General features: G+C 45.8%; 22 protein-coding genes. 9 read left to right on the forward strand and 13 right to left on the reverse strand.

Annotation, left to right across the window (positions count from 1 at the left end; genetic code table 11):
- Positions 1–23: 23 nt before the first annotated feature.
- From OL444_RS11100 to OL444_RS11120, 5 genes are all read left to right on the forward strand, one after another.
- Complete coding sequence (locus OL444_RS11100) at positions 24–512, forward strand: BON domain-containing protein (protein ID WP_264733137.1); 489 nt, start codon at positions 24–26, stop codon at positions 510–512.
- 25 nt (positions 513–537) lie between these two features.
- Positions 538–960, forward strand: coding sequence for an SH3 domain-containing protein (locus OL444_RS11105; protein WP_264733136.1), 423 nt, complete (start codon positions 538–540; stop codon positions 958–960).
- A 125-nt stretch (positions 961–1,085) separates the two neighbouring features.
- Complete coding sequence (locus OL444_RS11110; RefSeq protein ID WP_264733135.1) at positions 1,086–1,673, forward strand: TetR/AcrR family transcriptional regulator; 588 nt, start codon at positions 1,086–1,088, stop codon at positions 1,671–1,673.
- Positions 1,674–1,847: 174 nt separating this feature from the next.
- A complete protein-coding gene (locus OL444_RS11115) occupies positions 1,848–2,312 on the forward strand; it encodes a hypothetical protein (RefSeq protein ID WP_264733134.1) in 465 nt (154 codons plus the stop codon).
- Between the two features lie 2 nt (positions 2,313–2,314).
- Positions 2,315–2,623 carry a DUF3817 domain-containing protein gene (locus OL444_RS11120; protein ID WP_264733133.1) on the forward strand — a complete coding sequence of 103 codons (309 nt, stop codon included), beginning with the start codon at positions 2,315–2,317 and terminating at the stop codon, positions 2,621–2,623.
- A gap of 105 nt (positions 2,624–2,728) precedes the next feature.
- On the opposite strand, the gene OL444_RS11125 is transcribed toward OL444_RS11120, so the two are convergent.
- The 7 genes from OL444_RS11125 to OL444_RS11155 form a co-directional block, all read right to left on the reverse strand.
- Positions 2,729–3,679 (reverse strand): bifunctional helix-turn-helix transcriptional regulator/GNAT family N-acetyltransferase, encoded by a 951-nt coding sequence (locus OL444_RS11125; RefSeq protein ID WP_264733132.1) that lies wholly within the window; start codon positions 3,677–3,679, stop codon positions 2,729–2,731.
- Between the two features lie 173 nt (positions 3,680–3,852).
- Complete coding sequence (locus OL444_RS11130) at positions 3,853–4,203, reverse strand: chorismate mutase (RefSeq protein ID WP_264733131.1); 351 nt, start codon at positions 4,201–4,203, stop codon at positions 3,853–3,855.
- A gap of 91 nt (positions 4,204–4,294) precedes the next feature.
- Positions 4,295–4,915, reverse strand: a complete 621-nt coding sequence (locus OL444_RS11135) for a 4Fe-4S single cluster domain-containing protein (protein ID WP_264733130.1) — start codon at positions 4,913–4,915, stop codon at positions 4,295–4,297.
- Between the two features lie 2 nt (positions 4,916–4,917).
- Positions 4,918–5,994 carry a ComEA family DNA-binding protein gene (locus OL444_RS11140; protein WP_264733129.1) on the reverse strand — a complete coding sequence of 359 codons (1,077 nt, stop codon included), beginning with the start codon at positions 5,992–5,994 and terminating at the stop codon, positions 4,918–4,920.
- A gap of 1 nt (position 5,995) precedes the next feature.
- The gene (locus tag OL444_RS11145) at positions 5,996–6,208 is read right to left on the reverse strand and encodes a DUF2997 domain-containing protein (RefSeq protein WP_264733128.1); all 213 of its coding nucleotides are present in this window, start codon (positions 6,206–6,208) and stop codon (positions 5,996–5,998) included.
- Positions 6,208–6,666: a hypothetical protein gene (locus OL444_RS11150; protein ID WP_264733127.1), complete on the reverse strand. Its 459-nt coding sequence runs from the start codon at positions 6,664–6,666 to the stop codon at positions 6,208–6,210. The genes OL444_RS11145 and OL444_RS11150 overlap by 1 nt, the downstream gene beginning before the upstream one ends.
- Positions 6,667–6,676: 10 nt before the next feature.
- Positions 6,677–8,365 carry an AAA family ATPase gene (locus OL444_RS11155; RefSeq protein WP_264733126.1) on the reverse strand — a complete coding sequence of 563 codons (1,689 nt, stop codon included), beginning with the start codon at positions 8,363–8,365 and terminating at the stop codon, positions 6,677–6,679.
- 177 nt (positions 8,366–8,542) lie between these two features.
- Here OL444_RS11155 and OL444_RS11160 point away from each other — a divergent pair, with 177 nt between their 5' ends.
- Both OL444_RS11160 and OL444_RS11165 read left to right on the forward strand, forming a co-directional pair.
- Complete coding sequence (locus OL444_RS11160) at positions 8,543–9,502, forward strand: D-2-hydroxyacid dehydrogenase family protein (protein WP_264733125.1); 960 nt, start codon at positions 8,543–8,545, stop codon at positions 9,500–9,502.
- Between the two features lie 208 nt (positions 9,503–9,710).
- Positions 9,711–11,051: an amidohydrolase family protein gene (locus OL444_RS11165; protein WP_264733124.1), complete on the forward strand. Its 1,341-nt coding sequence runs from the start codon at positions 9,711–9,713 to the stop codon at positions 11,049–11,051.
- 35 nt (positions 11,052–11,086) lie between these two features.
- On the opposite strand, the gene OL444_RS11170 is transcribed toward OL444_RS11165, so the two are convergent.
- The 4 genes from OL444_RS11170 to OL444_RS11185 form a co-directional block, all read right to left on the reverse strand.
- Complete coding sequence (locus tag OL444_RS11170; protein WP_264733123.1) at positions 11,087–11,440, reverse strand: nuclear transport factor 2 family protein; 354 nt, start codon at positions 11,438–11,440, stop codon at positions 11,087–11,089.
- A gap of 111 nt (positions 11,441–11,551) precedes the next feature.
- Entirely contained in the window at positions 11,552–11,704 is a 153-nt protein-coding gene (locus OL444_RS11175) for a cyclic nucleotide-binding domain-containing protein (protein ID WP_264733122.1), read from the reverse strand.
- A 66-nt stretch (positions 11,705–11,770) separates the two neighbouring features.
- A complete protein-coding gene (locus OL444_RS11180) occupies positions 11,771–12,142 on the reverse strand; it encodes a Crp/Fnr family transcriptional regulator (RefSeq protein ID WP_264733121.1) in 372 nt (123 codons plus the stop codon).
- Positions 12,143–12,281: 139 nt separating this feature from the next.
- Entirely contained in the window at positions 12,282–12,527 is a 246-nt protein-coding gene (locus OL444_RS11185) for an acyl carrier protein (RefSeq protein ID WP_264733120.1), read from the reverse strand.
- 281 nt (positions 12,528–12,808) lie between these two features.
- Here OL444_RS11185 and OL444_RS11190 point away from each other — a divergent pair, with 281 nt between their 5' ends.
- Complete coding sequence (locus OL444_RS11190; RefSeq protein WP_264733119.1) at positions 12,809–13,390, forward strand: hypothetical protein; 582 nt, start codon at positions 12,809–12,811, stop codon at positions 13,388–13,390.
- 30 nt (positions 13,391–13,420) lie between these two features.
- Here OL444_RS11190 and OL444_RS11195 read toward each other — a convergent pair whose 3' ends face one another.
- Entirely contained in the window at positions 13,421–13,969 is a 549-nt protein-coding gene (locus OL444_RS11195; RefSeq protein ID WP_264733118.1) for a hypothetical protein, read from the reverse strand.
- Between the two features lie 357 nt (positions 13,970–14,326).
- Here OL444_RS11195 and OL444_RS11200 point away from each other — a divergent pair, with 357 nt between their 5' ends.
- Entirely contained in the window at positions 14,327–14,530 is a 204-nt protein-coding gene (locus OL444_RS11200) for a CsbD family protein (protein ID WP_264733117.1), read from the forward strand.
- 155 nt (positions 14,531–14,685) lie between these two features.
- On the opposite strand, the gene OL444_RS11205 is transcribed toward OL444_RS11200, so the two are convergent.
- Positions 14,686–16,311 carry a flavin-containing monooxygenase gene (locus OL444_RS11205; RefSeq protein WP_264733116.1) on the reverse strand — a complete coding sequence of 542 codons (1,626 nt, stop codon included), beginning with the start codon at positions 16,309–16,311 and terminating at the stop codon, positions 14,686–14,688.
- Positions 16,312–16,618 lie beyond the last annotated feature (307 nt).

Below are 16,618 nucleotides of genomic sequence, written 5' to 3' on the forward strand. Positions count from 1 at the left end.
TTACCAATTAAAACAATCTTCTTATGAAAATGAAAAAACTGACTGCTGCTGTCCTTATTGCAGGACTTGCATTCATGGTGGCCTGTAAAGGAAAACCAAAGGATTCGGATATTCAGGCAGCTGTTACGACTTCCCTGCAGGCTACACCACAGGTAGCTGTTGATGTGAAGGAAGGCGTGGTTACCTTGTCTGGTGAAGTATCCAGCGAAGCAGAAAAAGCATCTGTAGAAGCAGCTGCGAAATCAGTAAAAGATGTGAAAACCGTAGCCAATAACATTACGGTAGCGGTAGCACCCGTTACCACTGCGCCCGTAGCTACTACGCCGGATGATGCGCTGACAACTGCCGTTGCTGGTGTGGTAAAAGACTTCCCGGGTGTAAGTGCTACCGTGAAAGACGGAGTAGTGTCTGTTGCCGGTGAGCTGAATGCAGCCCGTTGGAAAACGCTGAAAATAGCGCTGGATGCACTGAAGCCTAAAAAAGTAGACGCTTCTGGTCTGAAAGTAAAATAATTACTCACCCCCAAATCATACAATCATGGCATTACAGGATAAATACAAAGAGCTGATTGATGCTGCCAAATCTGCTGGTACCGGTAATTTACAGGTACGTGAACAGGATGGCGTATTGCACATAGATGGAGAAGCACCTACTGGTGCAGTGAAAGACCAGCTGTGGGATATCTACGGAAAAATAGATCCCAATTACCTGACCGGTGATGTGGTGATGAATATCAATGTAGCCACAGCAGTGGCCGGCGCTAAGCTGAAAGTAGTAACGGAATCTTCTAACCTGAACGTACGGAAAGGACCTGGTACCGACCAGCCTATTGTTGGTAAAGCGGCACACGGTGAAATCGTGTCCCTGATCAGCAAACAAAGCGACCAGTGGTGGCTGATCCGTACAGACGGCGGTGCAGAAGGGTATGCCTATGCGCAATACCTGCAACCGGTAGAATAATAAATGGCTGACTGAAATCAGTTGCCTTATTGGCGAATTACGCATTGGGCCGCAACGTTTACGTGATTATCTTTGCGTAGCGCTGCCACCCGGTGCGTAATTCGTATTTTTATTAAGTTGTACTTATGTCAAAAGCTGCTGCCACCCGGCTGAATATTCTGCAAAAAGCATTTGAGCTGGTATACCAGAACGGTTACCAGGGAACCAGTATCGACCTGATTCTCACCCAAACCAAGGTGACCAAAGGAGCGTTCTTCTATCACTTTAAGAATAAGGAGGAGATGGGATTGGCCATGATCCGGGAGGTGATGTATCCAGGTATGCAAACCGGTCTGATACAGCCTTTGCTGGAAGGGGAAGATCCGGTAACAGAAATTTATACCATGATGCACGGACTGTTACTCGAAAATCCTTTTTTTCAGGTAAAGTATGGCTGTCCGGCTATTAACCTGATTGAAGAGATGGCCCCCCTGAATGCTGATTTTCATACGGCACTTGCTACGCTGGTATTGCAATGGCAGGAGGCGATAGAGAAAACACTGAAGAAAGGAAAAGCGGCGCAGCAGATCCGCAAAGAGGTGAATACTGCGCAGGTGGCCTTCTTTGTGATGTCGGGTTATAGTGGCGTAAGGAACCTGGGTAAATTATACGGACAGACCTGTTATCATAAATACCTGAAAGAATTAAAAACCTACCTCAAAAACCTCCGGTAAATTTTTTTGCTGTAAAAACATACTAATTAGTATGTTTTGAATACCTTTGTTCCGCATCACAAAAAAATAAGCAAGGATCATAACCTGCTAATCCGCTATAGGCAATCATTATAACGGGGCAGGGGTTTGCATGTGTGGGATTTATGAGGGGCTTTTACAGATAAAACAAATAGCATGTACCAGATAGGTTTATGGTTACATACAGGGTTACGCTGGCTGGTGTTATGCAGCCTGGTATACACCGTGGGCAGGGCATTATGGGGATGGCGTTTCCGTTATTCCTTTACGGCAACAGATGATAGAGTGCGGCATATCACTGCTACGATCGCGCACCTGCAGCTGATGGTGGGAGCTACCTTATATTTTATCAGCCCGCTCATTCGTTTTTTCTTTAGCCAGGGAAAACAGGCGATGGCGTACCGGGAAGCCACCTTTTTTGGGATCCTGCATCCCCTGTGTATGTTCACTGCCATTATCCTGATCACCATTGGGTCTGCATTGGCCAAACGCCGGCCAACAGATCCGGAGAAATTCCGGACCATATTGATTTGGTTTGGCATCGCTCTGCTACTCATTTTACTGGCGATTCCCTGGCCCTGGTTTTCCTGGGTACACAGACCGCTATTCAGAAATTTTTAATGATGATACAGCTTTTAAAAACCAGTGTCGGCCGCCTGCGCATCATCGCTTTCCTGGAAGGCGTTTCACTACTGATCTTAGTATTCATTGCGGTACCGTTGAAGTATTACCTGCATGATCCTGTGCTGACCAAAGTGATGGGGCCTGTTCATGGTATGCTGTTCCTGTTGTTTGTGTTCAATACACTGAGTGTAGGCGTAGCACAGCAATGGCGATTCGGCACTACTACATGGAAAGTGCTGGTGGCGTGCTTTATTCCTTTCGGTACTTTCTATATCGACAAAAAAATTCTGCGGCATCAACAGGTATAAATGGTTGCCGATGCCGTAATGTAATATTTACGTATGTACATGACCGTTATTACCTGCAGCGGACGGGCAACTGTCGCGGGCTGCTGCAGGTAGTTGGTTACCTGATCACAGGATACATTCCATCTGAATATTACAGCGCTCATAAGGGGTGATACGCCCTACTACTTTCTGAAAACCGAGTTTATGATAGAGTGTAATCGCAGGTTTCAGGCGGGTGTTGCTTTCCAGATATACTTTGGCAGCACCCTGTGCACGTGCTTTCTCCAATACTGCCTGTCCCAGCAGCCAGCCAATACCTTTACCTTGTACCGTAGGTGACACCGCCATTTTGGCCAGCTCATAATCATAGTCCGGGTCCTTCATTTTGATGAGGGCACACACGCCCACCGGCTGACCTTCATACAGCGCCACGATGATAAACCCACCTTTATCAAGGATATATTTATCCGGATTGTCCAGCGCTTTATAATCGGCGGCTTCCATTTTGAAATAGGTGGAAATCCATTCTTCATTCAATGCTTTAAAAGCAGCATGATAGGCGGGCGTGTAATCAATGAGCTGGACTTTTTCATTTTCCCGTTCTAGTTTTTGGGTCTTCACTCTTTTGAGTAAGGTCTCCTGCTCCAGCAGAAACTCCCATTCTTCTATGGCCTGCCACAGGTCGTGCCGGCTTTGGGCAGATATCGCAGCGATGGCTGCGCCCACATCTGTATAGGAATCCTTGATTTTTTCCGTGATAGCCCGTCCTTTGGGCGACAACCGCACCACATTCTTCCTGCCATCTGCCGTATCTTTTTTCTCGCTGACATATCCCTTTTTAATCATCTCCCGGATAATTTTACTGACAGATGGATGGGAATGCCGGATCTCTTTGGCAATACCGGTAATGGTTTTCTCTTCTCCCTGTGATAAGGCATAAAATACCGGGAACCATTTGGGTTGCATGTCTATCCCATACAGCTGATAAATACCGGCAGCATCTGCTGTGATTTTGTCGGTGAGCATGCGGAGCCGGCTGCCTATAGCTACTTGTCCGAGTTGATTATAGAAGTCCATATTGAAATTGATTACGTAACTGGTTACGTAAATATAAAAATGATCATTTACATGGCCAAATTTTTCCGGCCGATAAGGATACCAGGCATTTTAAAAGGGTATAGCCTGCATCATCGCGGATGATGGCGCCATATCGTTGTTAATAAGCCTGTATGGTTGTGAGGGGGACTGCTTTACTTTTTCAGCTCCCGTTGTTTACGCAGGCTTTCTTCATGAATGTTGTGATACAACGCTTTGATGAAGGCCTCTGACAGTCCTTGCCCGGCGCCGGTCTGCACGGCTTTTTCCAGTACTTCATTGAACCGGTTGTTTTGCACAACTGCCAGCTGGTGCACGATTTTATAGCGACCAATATTTTCCGCTACTTTCATGCGTTGTCCCAGCAATACAATGAGGGTACTGTCCAGGGCATCAATCTGTTGCCGGTAATAAGACAGGGAATCGGTGGTAGCAGCAGGTTGATGCTGCGAGCGGGCGGTGATGCCGAGGCTCAGTAAACATACAAGGATCAGGTATTTTTTCATGGTTTTCCGGATGAGAAAGGTGATGATCCAAAGATAACTATTTCAGCACAGGTTTGCGATAGCGGATATGCCTGTTGGGGCGGATCAAATATTATATCTCCTGTTTACCCAGATCGGCAGCGAGTTGCCGCAACAGCCTGAATTTTTCTGCGGGCAACATCCCATTGATTTTCACACCCCCATTTTCATCGATCCGGATCTCTACTTTATTTTGGATATCCGACAGCTTATTTTCCAGGTGCTGATAGGTGGGCGTCTGGAAGTAGATCTGTTGGTTGGAAGAACCCACCCAGGGGCGCGAAAAATCGGTGAGCGCCTGCACATAAGGGCCATCCACGAAAATGTCGCATAAGTCCATGATGGCTTGTTTGTCCGGGCAGCCTTCCGCCTGCAGCTGCGCTTTGGTATACCCACTAAACAACATCAGGGAGAGACCCACCGCCTTGACGGTTTGTAATAAAGGCAACAGGGCGGCTGCCTGGTCCAAAGGTTCGCCGCCCAATACCGTAAGCCCTTCAATGCCGGGAACTGCCAGTATGGTTTGTGCCAGTGTATGCGTATCCGTTGCTTTTCCTTTCCGTTGATCCCAGGTATGTGGGACCATACAACCGGGACATCTGACGGAGCAACCCTGTACCCACAGGCAGGCTCTTTGTCCGGGACCTTCTGCAGCAGTGGAAGGAATAAAATCATGGATGTAGAGTACCGGCATAACTAAAATTCAATGACACGTCCTTTAGGGCCGTTGCTGCCGTTTTGCGGCACCGTAAAATCAATTTTATCAGCCAGGTTACGATAAACTCTTTCCGCCAGAGACATCCGGTTTTTAAAATCATCCATGCTGATAAAGAAGCCGTGTTGCTGTCTTTCCTGGATGATGCGCATGGCCTGTACCGTGCCAATACCCGGCAGGGGGGCAATCTCTTCTTCCCTGGCCATATTGATTTTAACCGCATCGACGGTAGGCAGGGGAGGAGGCATGTCGGCGGCAGCCGGTGTGGCAGGTATATCGGTCGCCAGGATAGCGGCAATTTCCTGATCCGTGGCAGGTGGATAACGGTTATTCGCGGGTGCCGTACTAACAGGCGTGTAACCGTTATTGTTAGTGTGGCTGTCCTGATTACCGGTAAAGGCATTTTTAAAGAAGACAATACATAACGCGATGGACATCGTATAAGATGCCAGCAGCAGCATGGCTATCCAGCCGCCTCCAGCCGTCAGTTCCTTGGTCAGGTAGAAACTGACAAATGCCCTTGTATGGGAGACGGTGTTGCGTTGGGAACTACCTGGCAGGTCGGCCAATGACATCGCAGGATGCCCGGCTTTACGCAGGCTATCCAGGTCATTGACATACAGCTTATGCAGGCGCATCAGGTAATATTGAAAATGCTGATTTTCTTCGTCGCTGAGTACACTCCGGGCAAGCGGAACAAATCCCTTGGCAACATCATCCTGTTTCCGGGAATACTCAGCGGCCGTCATTTCCATACGTTGCGTGATGGAATCTTCCAGTTGTGCTATACTAATAGTACCGTCGGCAGGTATTTTGATCGTCAGGATACGTTGGTGTACACTGGCGGAAAACAGCGTCACGGCCATATCCCGCTTGTCGATATCGCGGCTGTTGATATACGCCACAGCCATCTGCGAAAGGAGGGTCACCACCAGTAATAATACGGCCCTGAATTTTTTCTTTTTGAATGCATAAATGCAACAGGCGAGTGGCCCGATGAAAGGCACAAGCCCCAGCAGGATACCTACTAATATGCCTGATATTTTTCTAAAATTCATACTATTGCTGATTCGATATAGGAGATTCGTTTGACTGACCGGTTTCCTGCTGATAATACTCCGCAGTGAGCGTCTCATCTACGGCTTTACCATTCACCAGTTCTTCCACCAGGGCGATGTATTCCTTGCAGGCAGCACCTTTGGCGCCGGAAATTTCTGCTTTTACATACCCTGCTTTATCAATGGAGATGATTATTTTTTTACTATTTGCCATCAGCTGTTCAGATTGAAGGTTAATACAATAGACTGATCCCGTTGCACTGCTTCCTGTTCCAGCGTGAGACCTTTTTCTTCCGCTTTTTGTTTCAGCTGGGTATACACATATTCCTGAACGACGCGGCCGTATTCTTCCTGGAGTTCCTGCACAAAATCAGCCGCTTCCTGTTGGCCGATGTCGCCGATGAATTTTATGTGGAAAAGACCGGTGTTGTCTTTCTCAAAAACAATATGGAACTGGTCAATATGACTTTGTACCTGATTGCTAGCCTCCCGGATGTTACTGGCGCCCAGGTTGAGGAGCGTTTTTTTCAACAACGCTTCCTGCCGGATAATGGTAGGCAAGGTAAGGTGTGGTGCCTCTTCCTGCAGTACTTCACCCAGTGCCATGGAAGCGGAGGTGCTGGAAACAACGGCCGCAATCACAAAGGGTACTACGGATATAATTACACTCATCGTTACATTTTTAGAATTCTATACTACGTCCACCCCGGGGAGATAAAGCCGGTGCTGGCATTTTAGGCGCTGCCGCTCCGGTGGCGGGTTCCCGTTCGTAGGCGACTTTATGATTCATAGAGGTAGCGGAAACCGCTCTCAGGTTCGCCCACTCGCGGATCGCTTTTATTTTCTCTGCCTGTGTTACTACCAATGGTACTGTATTGTCGATAGCCGTCAGGAAATCATCGAGGGTGATGGCCCTGTTTTCCGAAAACGCTTCAAACAAACCAGCTACCACTACCTGTTCCAGTTCCGCACCGGTAAAGCCTTCTGTTTTTTCTACCAGTGCCTGCAGGAAAGTATCATCCACTACGGTATTGCCCAGTACGGTGGCATTGTTCAGCCTTTTCTTCAGGTGAATCTGCAGGATGATCGTTCTTTCAGCACTGGTGGGAAGATCTACAAAAAATATTTCATCAAAACGTCCTTTCCGCATTAACTCCGGTGGCAGGAAATCAATGTTGTTGGCAGTAGCGACTACAAACACAAACTTTTCTTTTTCCTGCATCCAGGTAAGAAAAGTACCAAACAACCGGGTCGCCGTACCACTGTCGCCGGAAGAACCAACCCCGGAAAATGCTTTTTCAATTTCATCGATCCACAATACGCAGGGGGCCATGGCTTCTGCTGTTTGAATCACGTTGCGCATATTCCGTTCACTGCTGCCTACCAGACCGCTGAATACAGCGCCCATGTCCAGCCGTAATAAAGGTACATTCCAGGAAGTACTCACTGTTTTGGCGGTCAGACTTTTACCACATCCCGGCAGACCGGTGATGAGTACGCCCCGGGGCGCTGGTATATTGTATTGCCTGGCCCGTTCCGACCAGGATGCGGCGCGCTTCTCCAGCCACTTTTTCAGGTTTTCCAATCCGCCGATATCTGCCATCTTTAGTTTAGGCATACTGAATTCCAGCAGACCATTCCTGTGGATGATCTGTTTTTTCTCTTCTGCAATCGTGGTGATATCATTGGCATCCAGTATACCATCCTGTACGATAGAAAGCGCAAAGGCATTTTCTGCTTCATTCAGGGTGAGGCCGCAGGCAGCTTCACATAGTTTGGATACAGTATTATCTGCGTCAACATCGAAGCGCAGACGTTGGTTTTGTTTATTCTGTTCAATCAGACTAAAGAGTACCTGCTGGATCTCTTCTTTGGAGGGCAGGGTAAATTCCTTGATCAGGATTTCCTTTTGCAGTGCATCCGGAATAAATTTGTCATGTCCGGTGATAATGACCGTTTTCAAATAATCACCTCCCTTGATTTTCCACACCAGGTCTTTCAGTTTCCGGATAATCGCCTGGTCACAATGAGGAGCGGCCAGATCTGCATACAGGTCTTTTAAGATAAAGATGCCGTCTTCATTGGATTGATCCACGTATTCCAGCGCCCGGATAGCGGTTTTGATATCGCCTTTTTCCGGTTTGTCATTTTTGACAAAACCATCTACAACTGTCCATTCCCATACTGCCCGGGGTTTGCTGAACAGGGTGGTATCCCGGATCATACTTTTTACGGTATCAATGAAACGTTTTTCTTCCCAGGTAATGATATAAATAATAGGGAAGCGCGCTTTAACAAGGGCAGATAATTCGGTAGTAAATTCATTCACAGGCATACGGTACAAGAAGCTGAAAGGTGAAATAGCAGACAAGTATAACACATATTGATGAATATAATGTATTTAAAACCAGCCGGAATAGCTCCCGGGAAAAATATCATAGCGGCTTAACAAAACAGTGGCTTATTTATTTAGTCGTTTACAGAACCAACGGGAATGGCTATTTTTACCCGGAGTTAACTTACATTGTTTATATAATCGTAGTGTGAAATGAAAATAGCTATACTGGATGATTATCAGCATGTCGTAGAACGCCTGGATTGTTTTCAGCTGCTGGCAGGACAAGATGTTTTAATCCTGCATGATACAGAGAAAGATCCGGCAGTACTGGCAGCAAAACTGAAAGACCGGGAAGTGCTGGTACTGACAAGAGAACGCACGAAAATAAATGAGGCCTTGTTATCACAGTTACCCGCCTTGAAATTAATCAGTCAAACCGGCAAGATAGCGCCCCACCTGGATCTGGCGGCATGTACCCGGCACCAGGTGCTGGTGGCGGAAGGCATAGGTTCGCCGGTAGCCCCAGCGGAGCTTACCTGGATACTGATCATGAATACCCTCCGGCAAGTGCCGGCCGCTATTGAAGGCATGAAGCAAGGACAATGGCAGATTAATATGGGCGTAACCGTACAAGGTAAGACTATTGGTATCTGGGGATACGGAAAGATCGGTAAAATGATTGCCGGTTACGCCAAAGCATTCGGTGCAAAAGTATTGGTGTGGGGGAGTGAAGCCTCCCGTGAAAATGCGGTAAAGGATGGCTATGAAAAAGCGGCTACCCGGGAAGATTTCTTCCGTCAGGCAGATGTGGTTTCCTTACACTTGCGCCTGAATGAACAAACAACCGGTATCGTGAAAGCGGCCGATTTAAGTTTGATGAAACCGACAGCCGTATTGATTAATACATCCCGGGCAGAACTGGTTGAAAAAGGAGCCTTGCTGCAATGCCTGCAAAATGGCAGACCCGGATTTGCCGGGCTGGATGTATACGAAGAAGAACCGGTGTATGATACCGCGAATGCATTATTGCATATGCCAAATGTGGTGTGTACTCCCCATCTGGGTTATGTGGAAAAAGATAGCTATGAATTGTATTTCGGCAAAGCCTTTGAAAATGTGCTGAGTTATGTGAATGGCCATCCGGTGAATATTGCGAATCCCCAAGGATAATGTAATAAGAATAGTAACATGCTAAAGCCTGCTGCTACAGTAGGCTTTAGCATGTTAAAAACGACAGTTTTACTACTGGAAAAGTAAATACCCCGACCCCACACTGCCATACGAAATCGGTGTACATCTTTTTATAAATGCTTAATTTTAGTACCTGACCATGTTGTCAGAAATGGTTAACCCTATTGTTCATTTTAAAAGCAACAAAATGACCAGATCTGCTTTGATAACCCTGTTGATTATTTTACTCGCCGCTACCACCCCCGCTGCTGCCCAAAGTATACTATTGAAAAATGTAACACTCATTGATGGTAACGGTAAACGTCCGCAATACCATACGGATATACTGATCAACGGCGATACTATTGCTGCCATCGGAAAAGGACTACAGCACCGAAAGGCTACCGCAATAGATCTCCGCGGTAAAACCATCATGCCCGCCCTGATCAGCACGCATGTACACATCGGTATCCTGAAAGATACGCTGACGGCCGGTGTGAACTATACCCGCGAAAATATTTTACGGCAACTGAAAAGATATGAAGACTATGGCATCAGTCATGTATTAGCCATGGGAACAGACAGGCCCATGTTGTTTGCTTCCGGCTTAAGAGATTCTTCGCAGGCAGGCTTATTGCCCGGCGCCCGGTTGCATTCGGCAGGATATGGCTTTACAATTCCCAAAGGTATTCCACCTGCGGCCGCAGGTATGGATCTGTTGTTCCGTCCGGCAGATGCAGCAGCGGTAACACCATTGATAGATAGTGTGGCCGGGGTACATCCTGCCGTAATAAAGATGTGGGTAGATGATGCCGGTGGCCGTTTCCCTAAAATGGATAGCACCATTTACCAGGCTATCATTACCCGGGCGCATCAGCGGGGGATCCGGGTAGCCGCTCATTTGTATACACCCGAAGATGCTCGCAGGCTGACTGCTGCCGGCCTTGATGTTTTTGCACACAGCGTGCGCAGCAAAGAAATAGATGTACTGTTGTTGCAGGAAATGAAACGTAAAGGCGTGGTATACATTCCTACTCTATCGCTGGATGTATACAATTATAGCTACGCACAGGACCCCTACTGGCTGAAAGACGATTTCTTCAAAGCATCGCTGGAACCGGGTGTATATGGTATGATAACCTCCGCTGCCTATAAAGAGAAGATCCGCAAAGACCCGGATCTGCCTAAGAAAATAGCTGCCTCCCGCATGGGATTGCGTAATGTGAAAAAGGTATACAAAGCAGGCATCCTGGTTGCCCTGGGAACAGATTCCGGCGCTTTCCCGGAACGGGCACAGGGTTTTTCGGAACACCTGGAGCTGGAATTGCTGGTGAAAGCTGGCCTGACACCGCTGGAAGCCATTGGCGTAGCAACCAAAAATGCGGCGCGGGTATTGAAGATCGACCAGACTACGGGAACGCTTACACGTGGTAAGGTAGCAGACTTCATTATCCTGGCTGCCAATCCCGAAAAAGATATCCGGCATACCCGTAAGATTGTAGCCGTGTACAAAGCGGGGAAAAAAGTCAGCGATGGGCCCAAGTTGTAGCGCCATCGCTGACTTTCTCCTGTTGCAAACTTTTACTACGCGGCATTTTCGAGCAGTGGCCGCGGATCAAAAATGACCCGGAAAGATTTGATCTTTCCGTTTTCTACCTGATACCAGCCACTGCTGAAAATAGTTTTATCGCCCATTTGTATATCATAGAAGAGAGATACTTCCTCGTCATCTGCAAATACCTTTTTGATATCATATTTGAGCCGCATTTTTTTCATTTCTGCGAGATAGGTATCTGCGCCGTCGCGACTCCCCAATACACCTGCAAAATGCAGGTCGTCATGAATAGTTTGCCGGGCGGCGTCGAAATCTTCTGTATTTAAGGCGTTAATGAAGGCCAGGACAACTGCCCGCGCACTGGTGCTTTGATCTTGTAGCATAGCTTTGAATTTTATCCGGTTAATAATGGAAACAGGCGTCATCCTGATTACGTTACAAAGATCGGGCGAACTATTCGGGTAAACCTGTGACGATCGTCACAAAATATCAGGTTATCTTCTGCCGCGGATACGGCTGAGGGTTTCCCGGGCAATGCCCAGGTAAGTGGACAGTTGTGACAGTGATACCCGTTGCAGTATCTCCGGGTGATGCTGTTCCAGGTAGGCATATCGTTCCTGTGCGCTCATTAGTTTATAGAGGGCCATGTGGCTTTCCTGTTTGGCGGCAATCCGCTGCAGGCATTTTCTGCCGAGTGTTTCAATATCTGCATATTATTTCGCTGCAGTATACAAAGCCGCTTTATCAAATTTTACGACAGTTACAGTTTCACATGCCTGGATCGTAAATACAGATGGTTCGCCGGTTCCAAAGCTGTTGATATTGGTGGCAATTTCTCCTTCAAAAAAGAAAGCGGTATTAATATCCTGTCCGTCTTTATCATAAAAAGCCCGGCAATAGCCGCTGCTGATAAAAAATAAAGCCTGACATACCTGCCCCGTTTGCAGGAGCTCTTCCTTTTTACGGAAAGTGAGTGTGGTGAGGGCAGGTGTGAGCTGCTGCCAGCTCTCCGCTGAAATGGGAGACAAGTTTTCTATAAATGCCCGGAGATGATCCAGGGCTGTTTGTTGTGTGTGGGTAGACATGTATACCGATCGTTGTTGATAGTGATGTAAAGATAACGGAAAGACAGGTAAGGGCATACCGGTAGTACTACAAGGAATATTGTGCGGAATATGTTAACTGGTGATGGCGGCCAGGTAACCATCACCAGCTGATAAACACTTATTGGGGCGCCTTTTTCTCAAAGTAATCTATTACTTCTCCAACGGTGTTAAATCCTGTCAGACTTTCCGGCTCCAGGGTAACACCAAGTTGATCTGATACCTTGAAGAAAACAGCTGCTGCCAGTATGGAAGTCATACCTAAATCATTCCCCAGGTGTGAATCACGGGTGATGGTGTCGGGCGGTCTCTTCGCTTCGTTACTGATAACGGAGATGACTGTTTGTTCGATGTTGTTGTTTCCCATTTGGATGTGGTTTAAAATATACGGTTATGGTGAATAGTAGCAGGTATCAGGAAATTCCTGTCTGCAGGGGTGTATCGTAAAACGGTGCTCACACATAATTCTACCCGGCAAAAGATGGTGAACAATAGGATAAGACATGGTTATGGCTCTTATTGAAACCATCTTAAATTTAAGAAAGGTTTTTGGAACAACCATCACTTTTGTGACGTAATTTTCACCAGCAACATAAACAACAGGAAGCATAGAACTGTTGGGAGGGGTCTATTAATCAGAATTTTTTAATGGAGCAAATAAGTAAGAACATACTACTACATGCCTTTCCGGCATCTTTAACAAAAGAGGTATTGGCGGTGATACAGATATTGCCATTACATGCAGCACCGGAGCGGGATTTTTTTCTGTCAACCCTGTTAACGGTGAGATTGGAGGGAGAGATGTTGACGATACCTTACCGTGTTTATTTTGAAGAGCCGGCAGCAACAGCTATCAACCAACTAACGGTTATTCAGCAAAAGATATTGCATTGTATTTATCTCAGGCATCATAACGGTTTTGTCCGACAGAGAAGATTGGAGCAACTGGGCGAAAGCCATGAATACTGGACCATACCATATACGTTGCAACTACTGGGCGAATATGTTTGCCCGATTATAGTCATCCTGGATAAACTGATAACGGCAGATAATATAGAAAGCTACTGCCGGTTCATCAAAGAGAATCCCCGGTACTGGCAGCAAACACAAAGCAGAGTTGTCAGCTATTGGCATGAATATTACCGGCACCGGCAGTTTCCGGCGTTAAAGGATTATCCGGGACAGCAATTAGCAGACAGAATCAGCAATGCGGATCACGGTTTTTTATAGTACAGATAGTGGTACCGGAATATATACCATCTATGAAGTCTGGTGTGGTGGTAATAACTTTGGTTTTCTTTTGGGATGGGTATATAATGTACGGAATCGTATGTTTTTAAATCCTGTTGTAGGACGAGCCGTTAACCTGCCGCCACGCACAGTTGCGCCAATGACAATACCGCCTGAAAGTAAAACAATATTTTTTATAATGTACTGTCCAAGTAAAGTAGGTACAATGATGAAATATGTAAATGTTTCATGCGGAAAGAAAATCAATGGCAAAAAGGTACCTGTCATTTGAAGGTACAGCAATAGTAATGTTAGGTCCAACCATGACTTTGTAATCAGGCCCAATCCGATAATACACTCCCATATAGCAAGTATTGGGAGGGCTACATGTGGTTTTAGCAAGCCGAAAGTTAGTTTTTCAATAGTTCTTCCTGCAATGATTTCTGCGGCACTTAACCCCGGAAAAAATTTCAATATACCAAACCAGATAAAAATAAAACCTAAAGATACCCGGAGAATATTCAGCCCATGCCGGGCTTTCCATTCCAGGATTTTCATTTCTATATGATGCTGTTTCATGTGGATAGTATTTAAGACCAGGTTTAATGTACGGGATAATTGATTTTCCGGATTGAAGTTTAACATTTACTCTGGCAGGATGGTGTATCTATTGCAGGCACAGGCATCTCTGGCTGCTCAGTACGATAATCAATGGTGAATGAATCGGAGACATGTTTAGTTGCTATTGCTTATACGCAGGAACGAATGCGATCAGCTTTTCCAATATTGTCGATATATAACCACGGCTGGGAACATTTTTCCTCATTTTTATGTCATTACTGATTGTATGGACGGCCTGAAATCAAGGTTTTCAGGAATGGATTGGTATTTGCCAGATAAGCTATTAAATATTTGTTCATCATAAACCAGGTTACTATGGAAAATCAAAACAACAGTTTTAGTTTGAAGTTAAAAGGCAACTGGAACGAATTAAAAGGTAAGATTAAACAAAAGTATGCAGACCTCACTGATGACGACTTATTATATGAAGAAGGTAAGGAAGATGAGTTGTTGGGACGTATTCAGAAGAAAACAGGTCAGGCTAAAGAAGACGTGAAATCGTGGATTGATAAATTGTAAATCTGTTCATCGCTGCCCTGCCGTTACTGCTAACAGCAGGGTAGGATTTACTACAGCCCCTCAGTCAAAATACTGGCTGGGGGGCTTGGTATGTATAAATGGCTTACATTAATTTAATGACCCGCTTTATAAGTTGATGTACTTATTAAAAGTACTTATACCTGAATTGCTTTACTAAACAGGAAACCATTAAAATTATCCCTGACAACATCATCACAGATTTTTCTATAGGCAGGCATACCGCCTGCATAAGGGTAAAAAGTCCTGGCTTTACCTGCTATGTTGCTGCCCAGATACCAGGAGGATTCGGCCTGCATAAATAAGGTGCCTTCAGCTATCGCATTGGTATGTTCCATCCAGGCTTTTTCAGCGTCTTCCTTTGGTTCAACGGTGGTAATACCATTTAATTGCATGTAATGAATGAAGTCATATATCAGGTCTACGTGTTGCTCAATGGCGGCTATCATCATACTTAATACGGATGGACTACCCGGACCGGTTATAATAAACATATTAGGCATTTCACTTGTCATCAGGCCCAGATAAGTCCGGGGACCTGCCTTCCATTTATTTTCCAGCAGGGTGTTGTTCCTGCCTTTAATTTTTATTTGGCGCAAGGCTCCCGTGAATGCATCAAACCCTGTTGCAAAAACGATCGTATCCAGTTCATATGTTTTTCCATCTGCTGTGAGCAGCCCTGTCTCCGTTATTGCTTTGATCGGTGCTTTCCTGATGTCTACCAGAGAAACATTTTTTTTGTTAAAAGTAGTCCAGTAATCTATCGCATTACAGGCGCGTTTAGTCCCGAAAGGATAGCTGCGGGGAGTTAGTTTTTCCACTATATCGGGATCATGAACGATCTCTTTTAATTTTTGGGCAAGGAAATCTGACACAAATTTATTTGTCTCATTATTGATAAGTATATCATTGAACGCTGAAAAGAAAGCTACTACACCTCCCGTTTGCCAACGTCTTTCTAATTCGGAGATACGATCTGCTGGCAGAAAATCTTCCATGGACAAATCATCATTGTCAAGCCCACAGGCAAAAAAGTGTTGTTTTGCTTTTTGTCTGATCTCCGGGTAATTTTTTTTAACCCAGCTGATATAATCGGAAGAAAGCGTTTCGTTATTCACGGGTATGGTATAGGCGGGGGTTCGTTGAAATACATACAGCTGCGCTGCATCCTGTGCGATCTCGGGAATGATCTGAACGCCGGAAGACCCCGTACCGATAACCCCCACCCGTTTCTCCGCAAAACTTATTGTTTCATGAGGCCAGGTGGCAGTATGATAAATATCCCCTTTGAATAAGGTGCTGCCAGGTAGTTCCGGGATATGACTGCTGGACAGGCAGCCTGTTGCCATAACGCAAAAACCGGCAGTAAGGAATTGATCATTATCTAATCCTACTTCCCATCGCTTAGTTTCCTCATTGTAAGCTGCTGATACCACTTTAGTATTGAAAATGATGTTTTTGCGCAAGTCCAGTTTTTCAGCTACAAAGTTGAGGTAATCAAGTATCTCCGTTTGAGAGGCAAATCGTTCTGTCCAGCTCCATTCCTGTTCTATCTCTTTAGAAAAGGAATAAGAGTAGTCAATGCTTTCAATGTCGCACCTGGCGCCCGGATAACAGTTCCAATACCAGGATCCGCCGAGGTTGGCGCCAGACTCTATCACCAATATGTGCTGGCTCAGCAGCCGTAATTTGTAAAGTGCATATAATCCGGCAAATCCGGCGCCGACAATAATGATATCTACCTGTTTAACGTTCATATTCATGGGAGTAGTTTGGGTGAATAAAGAATAGGTACGATTGCGTATTCAATACCTATAGGATGGTTGCAGGAAAATGGAAAAGGTATCCGATGGATAAATAACTACAGGCCTGATCTGTGCTTTGGCTAATATATTACTGATACACCAGCTGCTAGGAAGGTGGCTGGCTGTATAGCATGCTGCTTCCTGTGCTGAGGTCTATTACTTGCTATCAATATAGGTAGTAATGGTAAATAGCATAATAACTATTTAAATGCGTTGTTCAAAAGTACTATCCGGTTCTGTATTGCGATAGCAGTTGATAAATTGG

Origin of the sequence: Chitinophaga nivalis, assembly GCF_025989125.1 — a bacterium.
In the GTDB taxonomy this organism is placed as follows: domain Bacteria; phylum Bacteroidota; class Bacteroidia; order Chitinophagales; family Chitinophagaceae; genus Chitinophaga; species Chitinophaga nivalis.